17 protein-coding genes are annotated in these 20,830 nt (G+C 69.2%); 12 read left to right on the forward strand and 5 right to left on the reverse strand.

Annotated features, from left to right (window positions below; genetic code table 11):
• Positions 1 to 9: 9 nt before the first annotated feature.
• Together E3T22_RS13165 and E3T22_RS13170 are read right to left on the reverse strand one after the other, a co-directional pair.
• Entirely contained in the window at positions 10 to 402 is a 393-nt protein-coding gene (locus tag E3T22_RS13165) for a VOC family protein (protein WP_088457573.1), read from the reverse strand.
• Positions 403 to 528: 126 nt separating this feature from the next.
• Entirely contained in the window at positions 529 to 1,908 is a 1,380-nt protein-coding gene (locus tag E3T22_RS13170) for an LLM class flavin-dependent oxidoreductase (protein WP_134479556.1), read from the reverse strand.
• 284 nt (positions 1,909 to 2,192) lie between these two features.
• Here E3T22_RS13170 and E3T22_RS13175 point away from each other — a divergent pair, with 284 nt between their 5' ends.
• From E3T22_RS13175 to E3T22_RS13205, 7 genes are all read left to right on the forward strand, one after another.
• Positions 2,193 to 3,623 carry an aminobutyraldehyde dehydrogenase gene (locus tag E3T22_RS13175; RefSeq protein ID WP_241983684.1) on the forward strand — a complete coding sequence of 477 codons (1,431 nt, stop codon included), beginning with the start codon at positions 2,193 to 2,195 and terminating at the stop codon, positions 3,621 to 3,623.
• The gene (locus tag E3T22_RS13180) at positions 3,620 to 5,668 is read left to right on the forward strand and encodes a primary-amine oxidase (RefSeq protein ID WP_134479558.1); all 2,049 of its coding nucleotides are present in this window, start codon (positions 3,620 to 3,622) and stop codon (positions 5,666 to 5,668) included. The genes E3T22_RS13175 and E3T22_RS13180 overlap by 4 nt, the downstream gene beginning before the upstream one ends.
• Positions 5,665 to 6,540, forward strand: coding sequence for a universal stress protein (locus tag E3T22_RS13185; RefSeq protein ID WP_241983685.1), 876 nt, complete (start codon positions 5,665 to 5,667; stop codon positions 6,538 to 6,540). Before E3T22_RS13180 ends, E3T22_RS13185 begins: the two co-directional genes overlap by 4 nt.
• Positions 6,541 to 6,594: 54 nt before the next feature.
• Positions 6,595 to 8,145 (forward strand): APC family permease, encoded by a 1,551-nt coding sequence (locus E3T22_RS13190; protein ID WP_134479559.1) that lies wholly within the window; start codon positions 6,595 to 6,597, stop codon positions 8,143 to 8,145.
• A gap of 48 nt (positions 8,146 to 8,193) precedes the next feature.
• Positions 8,194 to 8,556 (forward strand): hypothetical protein, encoded by a 363-nt coding sequence (locus E3T22_RS13195; RefSeq protein WP_134479560.1) that lies wholly within the window; start codon positions 8,194 to 8,196, stop codon positions 8,554 to 8,556.
• Positions 8,557 to 8,739: 183 nt separating this feature from the next.
• Entirely contained in the window at positions 8,740 to 10,104 is a 1,365-nt protein-coding gene (locus E3T22_RS13200) for a glycosyltransferase 87 family protein (protein WP_088457579.1), read from the forward strand.
• A complete protein-coding gene (locus tag E3T22_RS13205) occupies positions 10,101 to 10,706 on the forward strand; it encodes a histidine phosphatase family protein (protein WP_088457580.1) in 606 nt (201 codons plus the stop codon). Before E3T22_RS13200 ends, E3T22_RS13205 begins: the two co-directional genes overlap by 4 nt.
• A gap of 80 nt (positions 10,707 to 10,786) precedes the next feature.
• Here E3T22_RS13205 and E3T22_RS13210 read toward each other — a convergent pair whose 3' ends face one another.
• Positions 10,787 to 11,965 (reverse strand): methyltransferase, encoded by a 1,179-nt coding sequence (locus E3T22_RS13210; RefSeq protein ID WP_103479913.1) that lies wholly within the window; start codon positions 11,963 to 11,965, stop codon positions 10,787 to 10,789.
• A gap of 102 nt (positions 11,966 to 12,067) precedes the next feature.
• Here E3T22_RS13210 and E3T22_RS13215 point away from each other — a divergent pair, with 102 nt between their 5' ends.
• From E3T22_RS13215 to E3T22_RS13225, 3 genes are all read left to right on the forward strand, one after another.
• Positions 12,068 to 15,418 carry a DEAD/DEAH box helicase gene (locus E3T22_RS13215; protein ID WP_134479561.1) on the forward strand — a complete coding sequence of 1,117 codons (3,351 nt, stop codon included), beginning with the start codon at positions 12,068 to 12,070 and terminating at the stop codon, positions 15,416 to 15,418.
• A gap of 8 nt (positions 15,419 to 15,426) precedes the next feature.
• Entirely contained in the window at positions 15,427 to 16,299 is an 873-nt protein-coding gene (locus E3T22_RS13220; protein WP_088457583.1) for a DUF1206 domain-containing protein, read from the forward strand.
• A 77-nt stretch (positions 16,300 to 16,376) separates the two neighbouring features.
• A complete protein-coding gene (locus tag E3T22_RS13225; protein WP_088457584.1) occupies positions 16,377 to 16,877 on the forward strand; it encodes a glutathione peroxidase in 501 nt (166 codons plus the stop codon).
• Here E3T22_RS13225 and E3T22_RS13230 read toward each other — a convergent pair.
• Positions 16,874 to 17,257 (reverse strand): cupin domain-containing protein, encoded by a 384-nt coding sequence (locus E3T22_RS13230; RefSeq protein WP_103479915.1) that lies wholly within the window; start codon positions 17,255 to 17,257, stop codon positions 16,874 to 16,876. The genes E3T22_RS13225 and E3T22_RS13230 overlap by 4 nt on opposite strands.
• A gap of 177 nt (positions 17,258 to 17,434) precedes the next feature.
• Positions 17,435 to 19,000, reverse strand: a complete 1,566-nt coding sequence (locus E3T22_RS13235; protein ID WP_134479562.1) for a carboxylesterase/lipase family protein — start codon at positions 18,998 to 19,000, stop codon at positions 17,435 to 17,437.
• Between the two features lie 159 nt (positions 19,001 to 19,159).
• On the opposite strand from E3T22_RS13235, the gene E3T22_RS13240 reads away from it, so the two are divergent.
• Both E3T22_RS13240 and E3T22_RS13245 read left to right on the forward strand, forming a co-directional pair.
• Complete coding sequence (locus tag E3T22_RS13240) at positions 19,160 to 19,723, forward strand: dihydrofolate reductase family protein (RefSeq protein WP_134479563.1); 564 nt, start codon at positions 19,160 to 19,162, stop codon at positions 19,721 to 19,723.
• A gap of 60 nt (positions 19,724 to 19,783) precedes the next feature.
• Positions 19,784 to 20,728 (forward strand): carbohydrate kinase, encoded by a 945-nt coding sequence (locus E3T22_RS13245; RefSeq protein ID WP_134479564.1) that lies wholly within the window; start codon positions 19,784 to 19,786, stop codon positions 20,726 to 20,728.
• The last annotated feature ends 102 nt before the right edge of the window (positions 20,729 to 20,830 follow it).

The raw sequence follows: 20,830 nt of genomic DNA on the forward strand, positions 1-20,830 counted from the left end.
CCTCGGCGATCAGACCGGACTGGTCAGCTGGATGAGATTGCCACAGGTGTCGTCCAGCATGGCCACGACCACTGGGCCCATCGGCGTGGCCGGCTGGGTGATTCTCACACCCTTCGCTTCCAGCTCACGAACGGTGGCGGCCACATCGTCAACGGCGAACGAGGTGGCCGGGATGCCGTCCCCGACCAGCGCCCGCTGGTACGCCTGCGCCGCCGGGTGCACGTCCGGCTCCAACAGCAGCTCGACGCCGTCGGGCTCGCCCGGGCCGACCACGGTGAGCCAGCGGTGTTCGCCCACCGGCACATCCGTCTTCGGCAGGAAGCCGAGCTTGTCGGTGTAGAAGGCCAGGGCCTTCGCCTGGTCGTCGACGAAGATGCTGGTGACGTGGATGCGGATCGGCATGGGATTCTCCTCGTTCGGTGGAGCGGAGGGGCGCGGTGCGCTGATCCTAATACGCACGAAAGCGGCCGTGTGGTTGCCTCGTTTGGATGAGGTGACCACACGGCCGCATTCGCGAGCTGCGCTTGCTCAGGCGACGGGCACGCCGACGCGGAAATTCGCGCCGTGGTGCTCGTCGGGCAGGCGGTCGCCGCGGCCGTGCAGCTTCTGCCGCAGGGTGCCCTCGGTGTACTCGGTGGGGTAGACGCCCCGTTTCTGCAGCTCGGGCACCACCCAGGTGACCACGTCTTCGAAGGTGCCCGGCGTGATGGCGTAGGCCAGGTTGAACCCGTCCACGTCGGTCTCGGCCGCCCACTCCTCGAGCTGGTCGGCGATCTCCACACCGGAGCCCACAATGAACGGGCCGAGGCCGCCGATGGCGCCGGCCCGGGCGATGTCGCCGACGGTCCACTCGGAGCCGTCGCCGTTCGCGGCCTGAAAATTGGCCACGGCCGACTGGATGGCGTTGCTCTTGACGTTGCCGATCGGCTCGTCGAGCGCGAACTCGGACAGGTCGACCCCCATCCACCCGGACATGAACACCAGGGCGCCCTCCTCGCTGGCGTAGCTGAGGTAGTCGAGGTACTTGGCTTGAGCCTTCTCACTGGTCTCGTCGGTGATGATGGTGAGCAGCGTGTAGATCTTGGCCGAGTACCGGTCGCGGCCGGCCGCCTCGAGGGCATCGCGGATCTTGGTGACGGTGCCCGTGAGCACGGCCTTGGTCGACGCGGCCACGAAGATCGCTTCGGCGTTGCCGGCAGCGAACGCGATGCCGCGGCTGGAGGCGCCGGCCTGGTAGATCACGGGCGATCGCTGCGGCGACGGCTCGGAGAGGTGGATGCCCGGCACCTGGAAATGCTTGCCGGAGTGATTGATGGAGTGCACCTTGCTCGGGTCGGTGAAGACGCCGGTCTCGGTGTCGCGCACCACGGCGTCGTCCTCCCAGGAACCCTCCCACAGCTTGTACAACACCTCGAGGTACTCGTCGGCGTAGTCGTAGCGGTCGTCGTGCTCGAGCTGGTCTTCGTTGCCCATGTTGCGCGCGGCGGAGGGCAGGTAGCCGGTGACGACGTTCCAGCCGACCCGCCCCTTGGTGAGGTGGTCGAGCGTGGACATGCGGCGTGCAAAGGGGTACGGGTGCTCGTATGCGGTGCCGGCGGTGACACCGAATCCGAGGTGCTCTGTGACATATGCCATTGCGGGAATGACCAGGAGCGGGTCGGCGACGGGGATCTGTGCTCCGTTGCGGATCGCCGCCTCGTTGGTGCCGCCGTAGACGTCGTAGGTGCCCAGGACGTCGGCGAGGAAGATGCCGTCGAAGCGTCCCTTCTCGAGCAGCTTGGCGAGCTCGGTCCAGTACCCGAGGTCGGTGTAGCTCTGCGACCTGTCGTCGGGGTGGCGCCAGAGGCCGGAGGACTGGTGGGCGACGCAGTTCATGTCGAAGGCATTGAAGCGAATCTGTCTGGGCATGGATCAATGCTCACCTCTTCGCGGCCCGATCACATCCCTGCACGAAACACGACGTCACAGTGGGATGCGGCGCAGTATCTTCGAGCCGCCCTCAGCGGACGATGCATGAGTGCAAGATCCTGCACCCGCGCGGACGGTCGGGAGGGCCGGCGCGGCGGCCGGCTCCGAATGAATGGGGGTGCCTTTTCTCCCGGCCAGGTGCCATACTGGCCCGGCAACGCCCCGACCGAGCCAACGCCACCGGCGGCCGCGCACCGCATGACCACTCATCGAAGAGGAGTCCCGTGAGCACCGCGCTACTGTCCAATTTCATCAATGGCCACTTTGTGACACCGACGGGCTCCGCGCTGCTGGACATCGTCGATCCGACGACCGGGTCGATCGTGGCCCGGGCCCCGATCTCCACAGCGGGCGACGTCGACGACGCCATGCGCGCCGCCAAGGCCGCCTTCCCCGGCTGGAGCCGGAAGACCCCGGGCGAACGGCAGTTGGCGCTGCTGCGGCTGGCCGACGCCGTGGAGGCCAACAGCGACGCGATCGTGGAGGCTCAGCACCGCAACACCGGCCAGCCGCGCGCCACCATCGCCGCCGACGAGGTGGCCGCCGGGGCCGATCAGCTGCGTTTCTTCGCCGGCGCCGCCCGACTGCTCGAGGGCAAGTCGGCCGGCGAGTACCTCGATGGCATGACCTCCTGGGTGCGCCGCGAACCGATCGGGGTGGTGGGCCAGGTCACCCCGTGGAACTTCCCGTTCCTCATGGCCATCTGGAAGATCGGTCCGGCCCTGGCCGTGGGCAACACCCTGGTGCTCAAGCCCAGCGACACCACCCCTGAATCCACCCTCGAACTCGCCCGGATCAGCCAGGGCATCCTGCCGGACGGCGTGATGAACATCGTGCTCGGCGATGCGAGCACCGGTGCGTTCATCGTCGAGCATCCGGTGCCCGGCCTGGTCTCGATCACCGGCAGCGTGCGCGCGGGTATGGCCGTGGCTGCCGGCGCCGCGCACACCCTCAAGCGCGCTCACCTGGAGCTCGGCGGCAAGGCGCCCGCCGTGGTGTTCGGTGACGTCGACGTGGCCAAGGTCGCCTCGGCGATCGCCGACTTCTCCTTCTATAACGCCGGCCAGGACTGCACGGCCATCACCCGGGTGCTCGTGCACGAGTCGATCCACGACGAATTCGTGGGCGCGTTCACGGCCGAGGCCGAGCTGCGCATCACCGGGTCCGCCGACGACGCCGACAACTACTTCGGGCCGCTCAACAACGTGCGGCACTTCACCGACGTGGTCGAGAAGGTGGAGGGCCTGCCGGCGCACGCGGTGATCAGCACCGGCGGCCACCGGGTGGGTGAGGCGGGCTTCTTCTTCGAACCCACCGTGGTGACCCAGGTGCGCCAGACGGATGCGATCGTGCAGGACGAGACATTCGGCCCGGTGATCACGGTGCAGAGCTTCGGCACCGAGGAGGAGGCCATCGCCATGGCCAATGACGTGCGCTACGCGCTGGCCTCGAGCGTCTGGACCCGCGACCATGCCCGGGCCCTGCGGGTCTCCCGCGACCTCGACTTCGGCGCTGTCTGGATCAACACGCACATCCTGCTGACCGCCGAGATGCCGCACGGCGGATTCAAGTACTCCGGCTACGGCAAGGACCTGTCCATGTACGGCGTCGAGGATTACACCCGCATCAAGCACGTGATGAGCGCACTCGAATGAGCTTCCATCCTCTCGACCCCCTGACCGGCCCCGAGTTCACCCAGGCGGCGGCCGTGCTCGCCCGTGAGCACGGGGTGGGTGCGGGCTGGCGGTTCGCCTCGATCGAACTTGTCGAGCCGGCCAAGGCCGCCATCGCCGAATTCGAGGCCACCGGTGTCGCCCCGGAGCGCCGGGCGCGCCTGGTGGTGCTGCATCGCGCCCAGAACCACACCTGGGTGGCGGTGGTGTCGCTGCGCACCGACGCCCTGCTCGAGTGGGGTCAGGTGGTGGGTGTGCAGGCCAACTTCACCGTCGATGAGTGGGAAGAGGCCGACGCGGCGCTGCGGGCGCATCCGGAGGTCGTGGCCGCACTGGCCAAACGCGGCATCACAGACCTCGAGAACGTCTTCATCGACACCTGGACCTACGGCGACGCCGTGATCCCCGACGTCTACCGCGGCCTGCGCCTGGGTTGGGCCGACGTCTGGGTGCGCAGCGGTGCCGGCGCCAACCCCTACGCGGGACCGGTCAGCGGGCTGCACTTCGTGATCGACGTGAACACCATGAACCTGCTCGAAATCGAGGACACCTTTGCCGTGGACCCGCCGAGCGTGATGGGCGAGTACGTGCCGCACCTGGTGCCGGAGCGCATCCGCACCGCGAGCACGAGGCCGCCGTTGAAGCCGCTGGACATCGTGCAGCCGGAGGGCCCGAGCTTCAGCGTGGACGGCAACCTGGTGCAGTGGCAGAACTGGTCGCTTCGAGTGGGATTCAACTATCGCGAGGGCATGACGCTGCACAGGGTGACCTACACGGATGCCGGCCGCGAGCGCCCGATCGCCAACCGGCTCTCGTTCGCCGAGATGGTGGTGCCGTACCGCGACCCGAGCGTCGACCACTTCCGCCGCACCGCGTTCGACATCGGCGAGTGGGGCCTGGGGTTCATGACCACGTCGCTGGAGCTCGGCTGCGACTGCCTGGGCGAGATCCGCTACCTCGATGCCGTGCTGCACAACAGCGCCGGCGAGCCGTACTCGATCCCCAATGCCTTCTGCATCCACGAGGAAGACAACGCCGTGCTCTGGAAGCACGTCGACCACGACGGCGGCGCGGAGGTGCGCCGGATGCGCCGGCTGGTGGTGTCCTTCCACGTGACCGTGGCCAACTACGAGTACCTCGTCTACTGGCGGTTCTACCAGGACGGCAACATCGAGTGTGAGGTGCGCGCCACCGGCATCATGGTGGTCACCCACCTCGAGCCCGGCCAGCCGCACCCCAACGGCACCCTCGTCGACGAGCGCACCTACGCGCCGTTCCACCAGCACTTCATCGTGGCCCGGATGGACCTCGACATCGACGGCCCGGCCAACACCGTGTACCGCAGCGAGACCCGCATCGAACCGATCGACGCTGCCAACCCCCTCGGGCTGGCACTCACCCAACAGAACACCCCGATCGAGACCGAGGGCTTCGATGACTTCGACTGGAACACCCAGAGGGCCTGGAAGGTGGTCAACGAGCAGACCCTGAACGGGCTCGGCACCCCGGTGTCGTACAAGCTCGTGCCGGGCGGCGCCATCCCGTCGTTCTTCCACCCCGAAGCCCCGGCCCTCACCCGGGCTCAGGTGATCGGCCACACGGTGTGGGTCACTCCCAACGACGACGCTCAGCGTTGGCCCTGCGGCGAGTTCGTGAACCAGAGCGGCGTCGACCACGGCCTGCCCGAGTGGATCCAGGCCGGCCGCGCCGTACGCGATACCGATGTGGTGCTCTGGTACACCTTCGGCATCCACCACATCACCCGGCCGGAGGAATGGCCGGTGATGCCGGCCGACATCGTCTCGTTCTGGTTGAAGCCGGTGGGCTTCTTCGACCGCAACCCGTCGCTCGACGTGGAACCGAGCGCCGCGCACTGCGCCCCGGGCATGGAGCACGGCGGGATGGCCGACCACCCACACGAGCACAGCAGCCATGAACACAGCGCGGACGAACACAGCATGGACGAACACAGCACGGATGAACACAGCACGGATGCGCCGGCCACGGAACCAAGGAGAACAGCGTGACGCGAGTACCGAACTATGTGGTGGCCTACGAGGCCACCGCCCAAGGCCGCGAGGCCCTCGAGCTGGGCATCGCGATGGCCAGGATCACCGCGGCCGAACTGCGCATCTGCCTGGTGTTGCAGCGCGTCACCACGGCCCCGGCGAAGATCCACGCCGCGAGCAGCGACTTCGAGGTTCTCCTGGCCGACCAGGCCACGAAGTGGCTCGAGCAGGCCGCCGGCTGGGTGCCCGCCGATGTCACGGCCACGACCCATCTGCTCTGGGCCGACTCCACATCTGAGGGCCTGATCCAGGCCAGCGCAGACCTCGATTCCGACCGGATCGTGGTGGGCGCCGCCCGCGGCGGACTGTTCAACAGGTTCACCATCGGCAGCGTCGCCAACGCCCTCTTGCATGCCTCCCCCGTACCCGTTGCCCTCGCCCCACACGGGTACCGCGCGCCGGCCCAGCTCACCCGGATCACCTGCGCCATCGGCACCCGGCCGGGCTGGGAAGCCCTGCTCGACTCGCTGGTGGCATTCTCCGACGGGCTGAGAGTGGACCTGCGCTTCGTGACCCTGGTGGAGGTCGACGCGGCCCGCGAGAAGCAGTCACCGGCCGCTGCGGGCAGCACCGCCCACCTCGACGCCGTGCTCGCCTACTACGAGCGGCACTCGACCAGCCACGGCGTCATCACGACCGAGGTCGGCACCGGCAAGAGCGTCGAAGACGCGGTCGAGGCCCTCGACTGGCGGCCCGATGAGCTCGCATTCGTCGGGTCAAGCCGGCTGGCCGCGCCGCGCACGATCTTCCTCGGCATCACCGCCCACCGCATGCTGCACGCCCTGCCGGTGCCGCTCGTCGTCGTCCCGACCTCGGCCACCCGCACCTGATCCAACCCGTTCGCTGATTTCGACCCGTAGCTGATCCGACCAAAGGACAGGTTCATGGCACAGTCATCCGCCTCCGGCGCCACGCCGGCCACCACCTCCACCTCATCCAGCGCCGGCGGTCTGTCCGCCAAGGGCCTGAGTGCCGGCAGCGTAGGCCTCCTCGGCGCCACCGTGATCGGCATCTCCTGCATCGCCCCCGCGTACACTCTCACCGCCTCGCTCGGCCCCACCGTCGCGGCCGTGGGCACCCAGATGCCGGGGATCTTCATGGTCGGCTTCATCCCGATGCTGCTCGTGGCGCTCGGCTACCGCGAACTCAACAACGCCATGCCGGATGCCGGCACCTCGTTCACCTGGGCGACCCGCGCGTTCGGGCCGTGGCTGGGCTGGATGGGTGGCTGGGGTCTGATCGTGGCCACGGTGGTGGTGCTGTCCAACCTCGCCGGGGTGGCCGTGGACTTCTTCTACCTGATGCTCGCGCAGCTGTTCGACAACCCCGGCCTGGCCGACCTGGCCGGCAACGTCTGGATCAACATCTTCACCTGTCTGGTCTTCATGGTCGGCGCCTGTTACGTCTCCTATCGGGGCATGGAGGCCACCAAGATGGTGCAGTACGTGCTCGTCGCATTCCAGCTGCTCGTGTTGATCTGGTTCAGCGTCGCGGCGCTCATCCACTTCTCCGACGGCACCGCGTTCGACGCCCTCGGCTTCAGCGCCAGCTGGTTCAACCCGTTCCTCACCCCGTCGTTCTCGGCATTCGCCGCCGGGGTGTCGCTGTCGATCTTCATCTACTGGGGCTGGGACGTCACGCTCACCATGAACGAGGAGACCAAGGACCCGGCCCGGACGCCTGGCCGGGCGGCGACCCTCACGGTGGGCATCATCTTCGTGCTGTACATCCTGGTCGCGGTGTCGGCGCTGATGTTCTCCGGTGTCGGCGCCGGCGAGCTGGGTCTGGGCAACGAAGACATCCAGGGCAACGTCTTCGCGGCGCTGGCCGGCCCGGTGATGGGCCCGTTCGCGATCCTGATGTCGCTGGCCGTGCTGTCCAGTTCGGCGGCCTCGCTGCAGTCCACCTTCGTGGGCCCGGCCCGCACGATGCTCTCGATGGGTCACTACCGAGCGTTCCCCAAGCGGTTCGCCTCGATCAGCCCGCGGTTCAAGTCGCCGGGCTTCGCGACCGTGATCGCCGGTGTGGTGGCCTGGGGGTTCTACGCGGTGATGCGGGTGCTGAGCACCGATGTGCTCACCGACACCATCCTCACCCTGGGCATCATGATCTGCTTCTACTACGGCGTCACGGCGTTCGCCTGCGTCTGGTTCTTCCGCCGCGAGGTGTTCTCCAGCACCCGGGCGTTCCTGCTCAAGCTGCTCGCCCCGCTGCTGGGCGGCATCATCCTGGCCGTGATCTTCGCCACGACCCTGATCGACAGCACCAATCCCGACTACGGCAGCGGCTCGGAGATCGGCGGCGTCGGCCTGGTGTTCATCCTCGCGATGGTCCTCTTCCTCACCGGCATCGTCCTGATGCTCATCATGCGCAGGGTCGACCCGGCCTTCTTCCAGGGCAAGACCCTGACCAAGGGCACCTCCCGCGACGCGTGAGTCTTGTCTCGGGATCGGCGCCGTTCCGGCCGTGGTTGACTGTCTGCCATGGGGAAGTGGAGCGGTGACACCTGGCTGGGCTGGGCTCTCGTGCTGTTCTGCCTGTCGCTGGCATCGACATTCATTGCCGGTGTCGCCGGGTTCAATTTTGACCCCGACGATTATCCGAGCTCCTATTACGCCGCTCGGGTTCCCGGCCTTGTCGGGGTCATGGTTGTGTCGCTGGTGATTCCGGCGCTGGCTGCCGCGGCATCGGTCTTGTCCGCGCGTGCCGGACCACGTGAGGCGCGGCGGACCACGACCGCGACAGTCATCCTGGTTCTGGCGCTGTCATCTGTCTGGTTGTGCTTGGTGCTCGGGATCGACTCGGTGCAGCAGGCCATCGAATTCTCTGAGCATGCTCCGATGTAGGTGCCGAGGTCCGCTGCGGCGCAGTTGAGCCGCCCGACCGGCACCATCCGCTCACCTCGCTGAACAGACTCTCAGGCGGCCGCCCCTCCCGGACAGCTTCTGGTTGTTTCCCTTTCACCTTCGATTCGTACACTCCCCAGTGATCGGCTTCACAAGGTCTGACTGTGGAAAGTGACGTGTGCGATGTCGTATTTTGTGGAACTGGTCGATCACCGCCTGGCCAGGCTGCTCACCCCCGCCAGGCGGGATTGGCTTCGGAGTCCCCGCACCCTGCTGCTCGGCTTCCTCGGGCTGCACCTGCTCTTCCTGTTCGCGCTGCTGCCGACCATCCTCACCGGCCGGGTGCTGGGCGACCTGCCGCTCTATCGGGTCTGGGCCGAGCAGGCGCTGGCCAACGGCGTGTGGCAGGGCATCGACGTCGAGTGGGTGTATCCCATCGGCGCGATCGTGCCGATCGTGCTGGCGGATGCGGCCGGCCCACTGCTGTACCAACTGCTCTGGTTCGTGATGACCGGGGCCCTCAACGCCGCGGCCATCGGCATCCTCACCGACTGGGGCCGCGATCGGGCCGGCTACCGGGCGGCCTGGTTCTGGCTGGCCTTCAGCCTGCTGCTCAGCCCCGTCGGACTGCTGCGCCTCGAGGGGCTCAGCGCCCCACTGGTGATCATGGGCCTGGTGCTGGTGGCCCGCCGCCCCGTGCTGGCCGCCGCCCTGCTCACCGCGGCGACCTGGATCAAGGTCTGGCCGGCCGCGGTGCTGCTCGCCGTCGTGGCGGCGAGCCGGCGCCGGGTGAGCGTGGTCGTCACCGGCGGAGTGATCACGGCCGGTATCGCCGGCGCCGTCTGGGCGGCCGGAGGCCTGCGGTTTCTGACCGGCTTCGTCACCATGCAATCCGACCGGGCCCTGCAGCTCGAGGCGCCGGTGACGACCCCGTGGGTGTGGCTGGCCGCGATGGGCCAGCACGGCACCACGATCTACCAGAACCACGCCATCGCCACCCGCGAAGTGAGCGGCCCCGGCGCCGGCTTCGTGGCGGCCGCCATGACCCCGCTGATGTTCCTGGTCATCGCCGGCATCTTCGTTCTGCTCCTGCTGGCCCTGCGTCGCAGCCGCGACAACGCCCAGCTGGTGCTTCTGGGCGCATTGGCCCTGGTGACCACGTTCGTGGTGCTCAACAAGGTGGGTTCGCCGCAGTACATGCTGTGGATCGCCCCGGTCGTGGCCGTCGGCGTGGCCCACGACTGGGTTGTCTGGCGGGTGCCGGCCTATCTCACGATCGTGATCGGCGGGTTGACCACCCTGATCTTCCCGATCTTCTACCTGCCCCTGGTGCACGGGGATGCCGGTGCGATCCTGCTGCTCACCGTGCGCAACGCTCTGCTCGTGGTGCTGCTCGGCTGGTCGGTCCTGGCCCTGTGGCGCACGGCCTTCGCGAGCTCGCCGGCATCCGTATCGGGCGTCAGCGCGCCGGAGCGCGTGGCCTGGCCACCCGCTGACGCCACCAGTTTGCGGGGCGACCCGGCCACACGAGGCAGAATAGGGAGGTGACTGCTACAACGACCTTCGCCCTCGTCCGCCACGGCCAGACCGATTGGAACGCCATCGGGCGCATCCAGGGGGCCACCGATGTGCCCCTCAACGACGTGGGCCGGGGCCAGGCCACGGAGGCGGTCGCACCGCTCTCGCAGTACGAATGGGACTTCGTCGTGGCATCGCCGCTGTCCCGTGCGGCCGAGACGGCCGACATCATCGCCGCGGACCTGGACCTCGAGGTGACCCGCCACCTGCCCGGCCTCGTCGAGCGCAACTACGGACCGGCGGAGGGGCTCTCCGCCGGACCCACGCTCGACGCCCTGCGGGCCGACGGCGACTCCGGCAGCTTCCGTGGTGCCGAGGCGGCGCTCAGCGTGTCCAACCGCGGCCTTGGTGCGCTGCGCCAGCTCGCCGAGGACTACCCGGGCGCCCGCATCATCGTCGTCTGCCACGGCACCCTGATTCGCCTCAGCCTGATGGCCGCCCTCGAGCGGGACATCCCGCCGATCCTGAACGCGGCAATGTCGGTCGTGCAGTTCAGCCCCGAGGCCGGCTGGACCGCATCCGTCATCAACAACGAGCCGCTCGAGGCCGACGCCGTGGCCCTCGCCGGCTAACTGTTCCCGCTGCGGACAAATGGTCCCGGCACACCGGGCGCACATGTCCGCATGGGCAACAGGTGCGGCTGCCTGACCGGCTAGCGACGGGTGGACACCGTAACGGTGAACTTGGTGTTGCGGCCGACCTGATGGGTCGGTCCCACGATGCGGGTGAGGGCGGGGCGATAGCCGAGGTGGGTGTTCCACACGGTCCACAATTCGCCGCCGGGGCGCAGGACTCTGGCCGCATCCTCGAAGAGCTTCAGGGCGATGCCGGCGTGCACCGACGACCCGATGTGGAACGGCGGGTTCAGCAGGATCAGCTCGGCGGACGCGTCGGGTTGCGCGCTCAGCGCGTCGTCGCGCAGCACCCGCACCCGATCCATTACGCCGTTGGCCGACATGGTGGCCAAGGCGGAGGCGACGGCCGCGGCGGACTGGTCGCTCGCCACCAGCTGCAGGCCGGGGCGACGCTGGGCGAGGGCGGCCGCGAGCACCCCGGTACCGCAGCCCAGGTCGACGGCGGTGACGGCATCCGGCTTCATACGGTCGAGGAATTCGAGCAGATAGCGGGTGCCGATGTCGATGGTGGTGCCGGCGAAGGCGGCGCCGTGGGCGCAGACGGTGAGACCCAGGTCGGGGTGCTCGACCGTACGCGGCCACGCCGGGCCGGCCTGGTCAGTGCTGTCCGAGACCGTCGGCTGCGTAATGATCAGGACACGCGACTTCTGCCGCGCCGGCGTGACGTGCAGCTCGCCGAAGTGCCGGCGCAGCACCTCGTTCATGGCCACAGTCATGTGCTTGATGCGACCACCGGCGACCACGGTCACGTCGGGGGCGGCGAAGCGGGCGATGGTGCCGGCCAGCTCGTCGAGGGCGGCCAGGCTGCGCGGCAGCTGCAGCAGCACCAGGCGGGCCCCGGTGAACAGCTCGGCGCCCAGCTGCACATGCCGGTACGCCCCGGTGAGGCCGGCCAGATCGGGCACGCTGCTCGCCAGATCGGCCGCGTTGTGATCGAGGGCGTGTTCGCCGGAGAGCGCGTCCTGGTAGACGCGCACCTCAGGCTGCGCTCCCAGCCGCGCGGTCAGCTGCGCCACCGCCGCGAGCGTCAGGGCACCGTAGTGGTCCTCGAGCACCACGACCTCGCCGACACCGGCCGTGGCCAGTCCCGCCGCGGCCTCGTCCAGGATCAGCCGGTCGCTCGCGTCGACGGCGAAAAGATTGGTCGCCTCGACATCGGGCCAGCGGCGCAGGCGCTCGAAAGGAAAGTCAGGCATCCGCTCAGAATAGCCGCCAGGGACTCGAACGGCTCAGCGAGGCCGGTGCGGCGTGGGACAATAAGAGACCCCTTCACCCAACCGTCACGGACACCGCACCTTATGGCCCACAACCTCAGCGATCTGCAGATCGCGCGCCTCGTCGGGCCACAGGCATATTCGCGTGGGGTGCGTTACGCCAAGGAGGGCCGGGTTGAAGACCAGGTCTGGCAGCTGGGCGGCAGCCGCCTGCTCGGCACCGTCGGCGGCACCCAGGCCCGACCCTACGACGTCACCGTGACATTTCAGCAGGATTCCAACGGCACCGTGGTGCGCGCATCCGGCACCTGCAGCTGCCCGATGGGCCTGAACTGCAAGCACGTCGTCGCACTGCTGCTGGCCAGCCGGTCCACGGCCGCCGACCTCGCCCGTGCACGCTCGGCAGATTCCCAGCGTCCCCACACCAGTGCCCCCGCCACCTGGCAGAGTGCCCTGGCACCGCTCACCAGGGCGCCGGAGGCCGAGCCACCGACGGGCACCGCCCTCGCCCTGCAGTTCGAGTTACTGCCGCCGCCGCGCGCCGCGCGGCTGCCCGCCCCGAGCGTGTCGCTCGCCCGCCTGGGCGTGCGCCCGATGGTGCGCGGCAAGAAGGGCAAGTGGATCCGCGGCAACCTCACCTGGGACAACCTCTCCTACTCCCGCGGCATGCTCAACCGCGCCCAGTTGCGGGTGCTCTCCGCCATCTTCGAGCTCTACTCCTCCGGCCAGCGTTACCACGTGACCACCGACCCGTGGCTGCACCTGGACGGGTTCGCCAACCGCGCCCTCTGGGGTCTGCTCGGCGAGGCCCGCGAGGCCGGCATCCCCTTCATCGGCACCACACCCGGACAGGAGCCGGTGACGGTCTCGGACGAACCCGCCGAACTGTCGCTCGACATCCGCCGCGACCACGGCGGCCTCACCCTCTCCCCCACCGTCTCCCTCGGCGGCCAGTTGCTCGACCGCAGCGCCCTCGGTTACATCGGTGACCCGGCGCACGGCCTGTTCACCTGGACGACCACCAGCACCGACGTGCGCCTCACCATCGCCCCACTCGCGCGCCAGCTCGGCCGCGACCTGCGGGTTCTCGCCTCGGCGCACACCCCCATCACGATTCCGCCCGACGAGGAGAACGTCTTCCTCGCCGACTTCTACCCGTTCCTGCGCGGCCAGCTCTCGCTGATCAGCACCGACGAGTCGTTCGAACTGCCCGACACCGCCCGCCCGGTGCTGGCCCTGTCGATCATCGCCCACGCGGATGCCCGCATCGGCTTGCACTGGGAGTGGCAGTACACCGGCGGTGCCGGCGCCTCGGGCGCCCCGGCCATCGCGCCCCTGCACGGCCCGGCCACCGACGACGCCCCGGCCGGCTACCGGGACACGGCCGACGAGGCCCGCATCCTGCATGCCGTCAGCGGCATATTCGCGGGATTCCCCGCCCACCAGCCGGCCTTGTTCGCCGCGGAGCTGACCGGTTCAGCCGGGGCTGCCGATTCCGCGGGCATCCTGCGCGCCGACGCCACCCTCGACGGCGCCCGCATGATCGAGTTCCTCGAGGCCGTGCTGCCGGTGCTCGAGGCCACGGACGACCTGCTCGTGCAGTTCGTCGGCGACGCCCCAGAGTACCGCGAGGCCGCCGAGCCGCCCACCCTCACCTTCGCCACCTCGGCGCGGGCCGAGAGCCGGGACTGGTTCGACCTCTCGGTGCGGGTCACCGTCGACGGCGAGGATGTGCCCTTCGACGAGGTCTTCAGGGCCCTGGCCACCGGCCAGGAACTGATGATCCTGCCGGACGGCACCTACTTCAGCCTGGACCGGCCCGAACTGCAACAGCTGCGCCACCTCATCGAAGAGGCCCGCGGCCTGCAGGATTCCCCGAACGACTCGCTGCGCATCAACCGGGCCCAGTCCGACCTCTGGGAGGAACTGCAGGACCTCGGCAGTGCCGAAGCCGAGGCCGCCGCCTGGCGTGACACCCTCGCCGGCCTCGCCGACGGCGCCACGATCGCGCACCGGGAGCTGCCCGCCGCCGTGCAGGCATCGCTCCGGCCCTACCAGCAGACCGGGTTCGACTGGCTCGGCTTCCTCTACGACACCGGCCTCGGCGGCGTCCTCGCCGACGACATGGGCCTGGGCAAGACCCTGCAGGCCATCGCTCTCATCGTCGACGCCCGCGAACGACAGAGCGCACGCCGCCCGTTCCTGGTCGTCGCGCCCACCAGCGTGGTGCACAACTGGGCCACCGAGTGCGCCAGGTTCGCCCCCGGCCTCTCGGTCGCCGCGATCACCGAGACCACCGCCAAGCGCGGTGCGTCTCTGGCCGAGGCCGTGACCACGGCGGATGTCGTGATCACCTCGTACACCCTGTTCAGGCTCGATTTCGACGAGTACGACGCCGTCAGCTGGGCGGGCCTGCTGCTCGACGAGGCCCAGTTCGTGAAGAACCACAAGTCCAGGGCGCACCAATGCGCCAAGCGGCTGCAGGCCCCGTTCAAGCTCGCCATCACCGGCACGCCGCTGGAGAACAACCTGATGGAACTGTGGTCGCTGCTCTCGATCACCGCCCCCGGCCTGTTCCCCAGCGCCGCCCGCTTCTCCGACTACTACCAGCGGCCCATCGAGACGCAAGCCGACGGTGACAGGCTCGGCCAGCTGCGCCGGCGCATCCGCCCGTTCATGCTGCGCCGCACCAAGGACCAGGTGGCCAGCGACCTGCCCGCCAAGCAGGAGCAGGTGCTCGAACTCGAACTGCACCCGCGCCATCGCCGGGTGTATCAGATGCACCTGCAGCGCGAACGTCAGAAGGTGCTCGGACTGCTCGGCGACCTCAACCAGAACCGGTTCGAGATCTTCCGGTCGATCACCATGCTGCGCCAGCTCAGCCTGGATGCGAGCCTGTACGACGACAAGTACGCCGACATCCCCTCGAGCAAGCTGGATGTGCTCATGGAGCTTCTCGAAGACGTCGTCGCCGAGGGGCACCGCACTCTGATCTTCAGCCAGTTCACCGGCTATCTCGCCAAGGTGCGCACCCGCCTCGACGCCGCCGGCGTGACTTACTCCTACCTGGACGGGCGCACCCGCAACCGGGCCGCGGCGATCGACGGGTTCAAGAACGGCGACACCTCGGTGTTCCTGATCAGCCTCAAGGCCGGTGGCTTCGGCCTCAACCTCACCGAGGCCGACTACTGCATCCTGCTCGACCCCTGGTGGAACCCCGCCGCCGAGGCGCAGGCCGTTGACCGGGCACATCGCATCGGCCAGACCAAGAACGTGATGGTCTACCGTCTGGTGGCCACCGACACGATCGAGGAGAAGGTGATGGCGCTCAAGGCCGTCAAGGCCAAACTCTTCGACAGCGTCATGACCGATGGCGGCGCCCAGGGAACCGGCCAGGGGCTCACAGCCTCCGACATCCGCGAACTGCTCGAGTAGCGCCGGACGTGACCGATATTCCCGCCGGCCCGGCGGCCGACCAGGCTGTCGATCACGCCGTCGACCAGGCCGTCGAGGCCCGCGAGCGGCTCAAGCAGGCCGCTCGGCGCGCCCACCGCAGCCGGTCGGTGCGGGCCTCCGCCCGGCTCGGGCTGCTCGCCAACGGCCTGGTGCACGCCCTGATCGGAGGAATCGGCCTGCGCATCGCGAACGGCCAGCCCGGCGAAGCCGACCAGCTCGGCGCGCTGAGCGCCATCGCCAACGGCCCCGGCGGCATTGCCGTGCTCTGGTTGTCGACGGTGTCGTTGTGGGGCCTGGCGCTCTGGCAGGGCACCAACGCCGCGTTCAGCGTGGCGCCCAATCGACGGGTCCTCGTGTTCCGCCGCTGCCTCAACGTCGGCAAGGCCCTCGGCTTCGCGCTGCTGGGCACCGTCACGTTCGCGGTCGCGCTCGGCGCCAGGGCCGGCGGCGCCGAGACGGTGCGGCGCGCCGACGACGCCATCGTGGAGAGCCCCGTCGGCCTGTTCCTGCTGCTGGTGGTGGGCAGCACCGTGGCCATCATCGGCGGCGGCCTCGTCTGGCGTGGTCTGCGACGCAACTTCCGCGAGGAGCTGCGCTACCTCTGGGGGCCCACCAAGGTCATCGTGCTCGGCCTGGGAGTGTTCGGCCACGTCACCAAGGGGATCGCGTTCCTGGTCACCGGCGGGCTACTGCTCGCCGCCGCCGTGTTCGCCGATGTGCGCTGGGTGGGTGGCCTGGACGCCGGGCTGCGCTACCTGCTCACCCTGCAATCGGGCCCGATCCTGCTCAACGTCGTCGCTGCGGGCCTGATCGCTTTCGGACTGTACCTGGTGGCCCGGGCGGCGTTCCTGCGGCACTAACAGCCGAACAGCGCAGTCAGGCTGAGAGTTGGATGAGGGCCCGACGATCTGCTTCAATTTCGAAGTACTCTGTGGGCATGGACATTCGCGAGATCCCCCTCACCGCCGCCGACGGCTCCACCACCTCGCTGGCCGAGTACGCCGACAAGGTTGTGCTCGTGGTCAACGTCGCCTCCCGCTGCGGCCTGACACCGCAGTACGAGACCCTCGAACAGCTGCAGCGCACGTACGCCGACCAGGGCTTCACAGTGCTCGGCTTCCCCTGCAACCAGTTCGCCCTCGGCGAGACCGGATCGAGCGAGAAGATCGCCGAATTCTGCTCCACCACCTACGGCGTCACCTTCCCGCTGATGGAGAAGACGAAGGTGAACGGTGGCTCCCAGCATCCGCTCTACGCCGAGCTCACCCAAACGCCGGATGGCGCGGGCAAGGCCGGCAAGGTCAAGTGGAACTTCGAGAAGTTCGTGATATCGCCCTCCGGTGCGGTCCAGCGGTTCCGCCCGACCACCCTGCCCGACTCCCCCGAGGTCATCGCGGCTATCGAGTCCGGCCTGGCGGAGCTGAAGCCCGCCGCCTAACCGTTCTCGGAGTTCGGCACCCCGTAGGACGCCGCGCTGTGCATCTCGATGGCCACATACGGTTCGTCGCCGACCACCCAGGCGTTGTGCCCGGACGGAATGAGGTAGGAATCGCCGACGGTGATGGTGGCCGTGGCCCCGTCGTCGAGCATGACCTCCAGGGTGCCCGACAGGCAGTAGCCCACGTGCAGGAGGCGACAGGAATCGGTGTTCACCGTCGGCTTGATGTTGTCGGCCCACGTCCAGCCCGGCTGCATCGTCATACGGCCGACCGAGAACTCGTCCAGGTGGTTCAGTTCCAGCAGAGTCTTCTCCGGCGCGCGACGCTCGTCAGGCGTGCTGTGCGACTTGACCTGCAGGGTGTGCGCAGTGGTGGCCATGGTGTCTTCCCAACTCTGGCGGGCCCATCAAGAAGGTCGGACACGCGGCCCACCCTGACGTGCCTGGCACGTGACCGAGCCAGACTAAACCCACCTGGCGAGGCCTGAAAGCCCGGGCTCGGATCTCCGTGAGCGAGCACCGACTGTTCCCCATCCAATAGTGGTTGAGGTGGGCGGCTAGGAACCGAACGCCAGGCGGGCGTCGGCATACGTGGCGGCGACCGTCGTGGTGCAGGTGCCGGTGCCAGTGCCAGGGGCGTCGGCGTTGATGTCGACGAGGGCGTCGTCGAAGCGGCGCACCGGTTGTGCGTCCAGGTCGCCGGGCTCCGTGGTCCAGGCGCGCGGGGTCCAGGCGGGCCAGCCGGGATCTCCGTCGTTGATGAAGGACACCGCGGCTCCGTGCACCTCGTCGGCCAGCCGCTGGGACGGGGCGGGACCGGCCAGCGCCGCCACCCGCGGGGCGTCCAGCGCATCGAAGAAGAACGGCAGATCGAGGCAGTGCAGCGCCCCGCCGAAGGTGGGCGAGCGCCACGCGAACGCCCAGAGCCAGCTGGGCGCCGCATCCGTTGTGGCGGCCTCTGCCCTCGTTTCGGCGACCCGCAGCATGACGCCGCGGATGGCGCGGTCGGAGGCGAACTGGCCCAGCAGTTCGGCGGTACCGAGCCTGTCGTGCGCCGCGGCGTACGCCCGCGCCGACGGCGCGGCGACGCCGAGACGGCCGAGCACTTCCGCGGCATCTTCGCCGGCCAACTCGTCGGTGAGGTCGGCTATGGCGAAGTTGAACTCGTGGTCGGTGCTGCCCAGCATCAACGGCTTGGCGGTGCCGATGCCCGCCCGCACGGCGTCGACCGTGGCCAACGGGACCAGGTCGCCGTCGACGACCGGTCCGAACGGGAGACCGGCGACGAGGGCGTTCGCGATCTCGCCCAGCGGGCCGGCGGGGGTGCCGGCGGCGAAGGCCGTCGCCCGCGGCTGCTCGGCGAGGATCTGGTTTTCGGTGAGCGCCCCGAGTCCCGCCCGGGTGGGCGCAACGCCGGCCAGGGCGGCCAGGCGCCGACCGGTCCGCTCCGCTTGGTCGGGCACGAGATAGGTGGCCACCCCGGAGATGACGATGGCCCGCGCGAACAGCGGTTGCGCCCGCGGCATCGTCAACAGGGTGAGCACGGCGCCGCCGCCCGCGGATTGCCCGGCGATCGTTACCCGGGCCGGGTCGCCGCCGAAGACCTGGATGTTGTCGCGTACCCACGCGAGCGCCAGCAGCCAGTCGAGCACGCCGCGGTTCAGCGGCGCATCCTCGATCCACCCGAAGCCGTCGAAGCCGAGCCGGTACGACACGTTCACGGTGACAACACCGTGCCGGTTGAAGTTTGCGCCGTCGTACCACGGGCTCGCTGCCGACCCGGAGGTGTAGCCGCCGCCGTGGATGTAGACCAGCACGGGCAGGCCGGCACCGGCGGGCACCGGGGTGGGGTCGGGGGTGAACACGCTCAGGTTCAGCGTCGACTCGCCCGGGAAGCTGGGCTCGGGCACCAGAGTGCTGTCGCCACCGTCGATGCGTTGCGGGGTGGCGCCGGGGCTGCCGGCATCCCGCACGCCGGACCAGGCCGGGTGCGGCACCGGGGCCGCGAAGCGCAGCTCCCCGACCGGCGGGGCGGCGTAGGGAATGCCGAGGAACGCTGTCGACCCGGGGCGCCGGACGCCGCGGACGATCCCCGCCGTTGTCGTGACCTCGACGGTGTTCATGGGGCGCCCTTTCACTGAGACGGTGGTGGTGCACCGCGATTGAGGTTATCGCGCAGAGCGCCGCCGGGTCTGGCCCCGACGGCGTCCGGCGCGCAGAATGGATGCGCCACACCGCGGTGAGCATTCGCCGTGGACCGTTCACCGCGCGAGGAGCACACCATGGCCAAGCTGATCTGCACCTTCATCACCTCCCTGGACGGCTATGTGGCCGACACCGAGGGCAACTTCGACTGGAGTACCCCGAGCGATGAGGTGCACACCTTCGTCAATGACCTGGAGCGTTCGGTGGGCACCTACCTGTACGGCCGGCGGTTGTATGAGGTGATGGTGGCCTGGGAAACCATGCACCTGAACGACGACGCCCAGCCGGCCGTGATGCGCGACTACACCGCGATCTGGCAGGCGGCAGAGAAGATCGTCTACTCCAGGACCCTGGCCGAACCACTCAGCCGGCGTACCCGCATCGAGCGCAGCTTCGACCCGGAGGCGGTGCGGGCGCTCAAGGCTTCGGCCACCGCCAACCTGTTGATCGGCGGTCCGCACCTGGCGGCACAGGCCTTCGCGGCCGGGCTGGTCGACGAGGTGCAGCTGTTCATCTCCCCCATCGTGGTGGGCGGCGGCCTGAAGGCCGTGCCCGACGGCCTGCACCTCGGTCTCGAGCTGACGGACGAGTACGCGTTCCGGAACGGCGTGGTGTACCTGGGCTATCGCGTACGGCACTGACCGCACACGATAATCTGGGGCTGCGCCGGCACCCCCGGCCCCACCAGATTGGACCAGACGATGACGCCTGACCGTGCTCCTGACCGTTCGATCGCCGCATCCACCCGCGCCCTCGTCATCGGCGAGGCCCTCATCGACATCGTGCGGCGCCCGGGCGCCGAGCCGGTGAGTCACGCGGGCGGCAGCCCGATGAACGTGGCGTACGGACTCGGCCGGCTCGGTGTGCCGACCACCCTGGTCACCCAGATCGGGGCAGACCCGTTCGGCGAGATCATCGCGGGGCACCTGCGCGCGGCCGGCGTCGACCTGCTGCCGGGGTCGGTCACGACCGGCGCCACCTCGAGCGCCACCGCCATCCTGGATGCGGCCGGCGCCGCCACCTATGACTTCGACCTGCGCTGGGAGCTGCCATCGGTGGCGCTGCCCGCCCCGTGCGCCTTGATCCACACGGGCTCGATCGCCGCGATCCTGCAGCCCGGCGGCCGGGCCGTGTTGACCGCGTTCACCGGCGCCCCGGCCGGCACCCTGCTCAGCTACGACCCCAATGTGCGGCCCGGCATCATGGGCAGCCGTGACGACGTGGTGCGAGCCGTCGAAGAGCTCTCCCGGGCCGCGCACGTGGTGAAAATGAGCGACGAGGATGCCGCGTGGCTCTATCCGGGGCGGAGCCTGGACCAGATTGCCCGGGAATACGTGGCGGCCGGGGTGGCCCTGTTCGCCATCACCCGAGGCGGCGACGGCGCCCTGCTGCGGGCCGGCGGGGCCACGGCCGAGCTGGCCGCGCATCCGGTGACCGTGGTCGACACCATCGGCGCCGGTGACTCGTTCATGTCGGGGCTGCTCTACGCGATCCTCGTGAACGATGCCACCGAGGCCATCCTGCAGAACACCCTCGGCGCCGCCGACCTCGGTCGCCTGGGCCAGACCGCCCTGGCGAGCGCGGCGATCACGGTGTCGCGTGCGGGCGCCAACCCGCCCACGGTGGCGGAGCTGTTCGCGCGCTGACCCGCCCCTTCCACCGCACCGATGCAGACAGCGTGGGGCAAGTCAATCCCCTTGAACGCTGCAGCGACCCTGGCTTTACTGTGCCTACGTTGTCCCCATTGA

The organism is Cryobacterium sp. TMB3-10 (genome assembly GCF_004402305.1).
Classification (GTDB): Bacteria; Actinomycetota; Actinomycetes; order Actinomycetales; family Microbacteriaceae; genus Cryobacterium; species Cryobacterium zongtaii.

Bases quoted from the DNA above. Each gene is read 5' to 3' on its own strand.
- E3T22_RS13195 (WP_134479560.1), top strand. From the start codon at position 8,194: ATGGGGAAGTGGAGCGGTGACACCTGGCTGGGCTGGGCTCTCGTGCTG.
- E3T22_RS13165 (WP_088457573.1), bottom strand. From the start codon at position 402: ATGCCGATCCGCATCCACGTCACCAGCATCTTCGTCGACGACCAGGCG.
- E3T22_RS13245 (WP_134479564.1), top strand. From the start codon at position 19,784: ATGACGCCTGACCGTGCTCCTGACCGTTCGATCGCCGCATCCACCCGC.
- E3T22_RS13240 (WP_134479563.1), top strand. From the start codon at position 19,160: ATGGCCAAGCTGATCTGCACCTTCATCACCTCCCTGGACGGCTATGTG.
- E3T22_RS13170 (WP_134479556.1), bottom strand. From the start codon at position 1,908: ATGCCCAGACAGATTCGCTTCAATGCCTTCGACATGAACTGCGTCGCC.
- E3T22_RS13200 (WP_088457579.1), top strand. From the start codon at position 8,740: ATGTCGTATTTTGTGGAACTGGTCGATCACCGCCTGGCCAGGCTGCTC.
- E3T22_RS13190 (WP_134479559.1), top strand. From the start codon at position 6,595: ATGGCACAGTCATCCGCCTCCGGCGCCACGCCGGCCACCACCTCCACC.
- E3T22_RS13230 (WP_103479915.1), bottom strand. From the start codon at position 17,257: ATGGCCACCACTGCGCACACCCTGCAGGTCAAGTCGCACAGCACGCCT.
- E3T22_RS13225 (WP_088457584.1), top strand. From the start codon at position 16,377: ATGGACATTCGCGAGATCCCCCTCACCGCCGCCGACGGCTCCACCACC.
- E3T22_RS13235 (WP_134479562.1), bottom strand. From the start codon at position 19,000: ATGAACACCGTCGAGGTCACGACAACGGCGGGGATCGTCCGCGGCGTC.
- E3T22_RS13215 (WP_134479561.1), top strand. From the start codon at position 12,068: ATGGCCCACAACCTCAGCGATCTGCAGATCGCGCGCCTCGTCGGGCCA.
- E3T22_RS13180 (WP_134479558.1), top strand. From the start codon at position 3,620: ATGAGCTTCCATCCTCTCGACCCCCTGACCGGCCCCGAGTTCACCCAG.
- E3T22_RS13210 (WP_103479913.1), bottom strand. From the start codon at position 11,965: ATGCCTGACTTTCCTTTCGAGCGCCTGCGCCGCTGGCCCGATGTCGAG.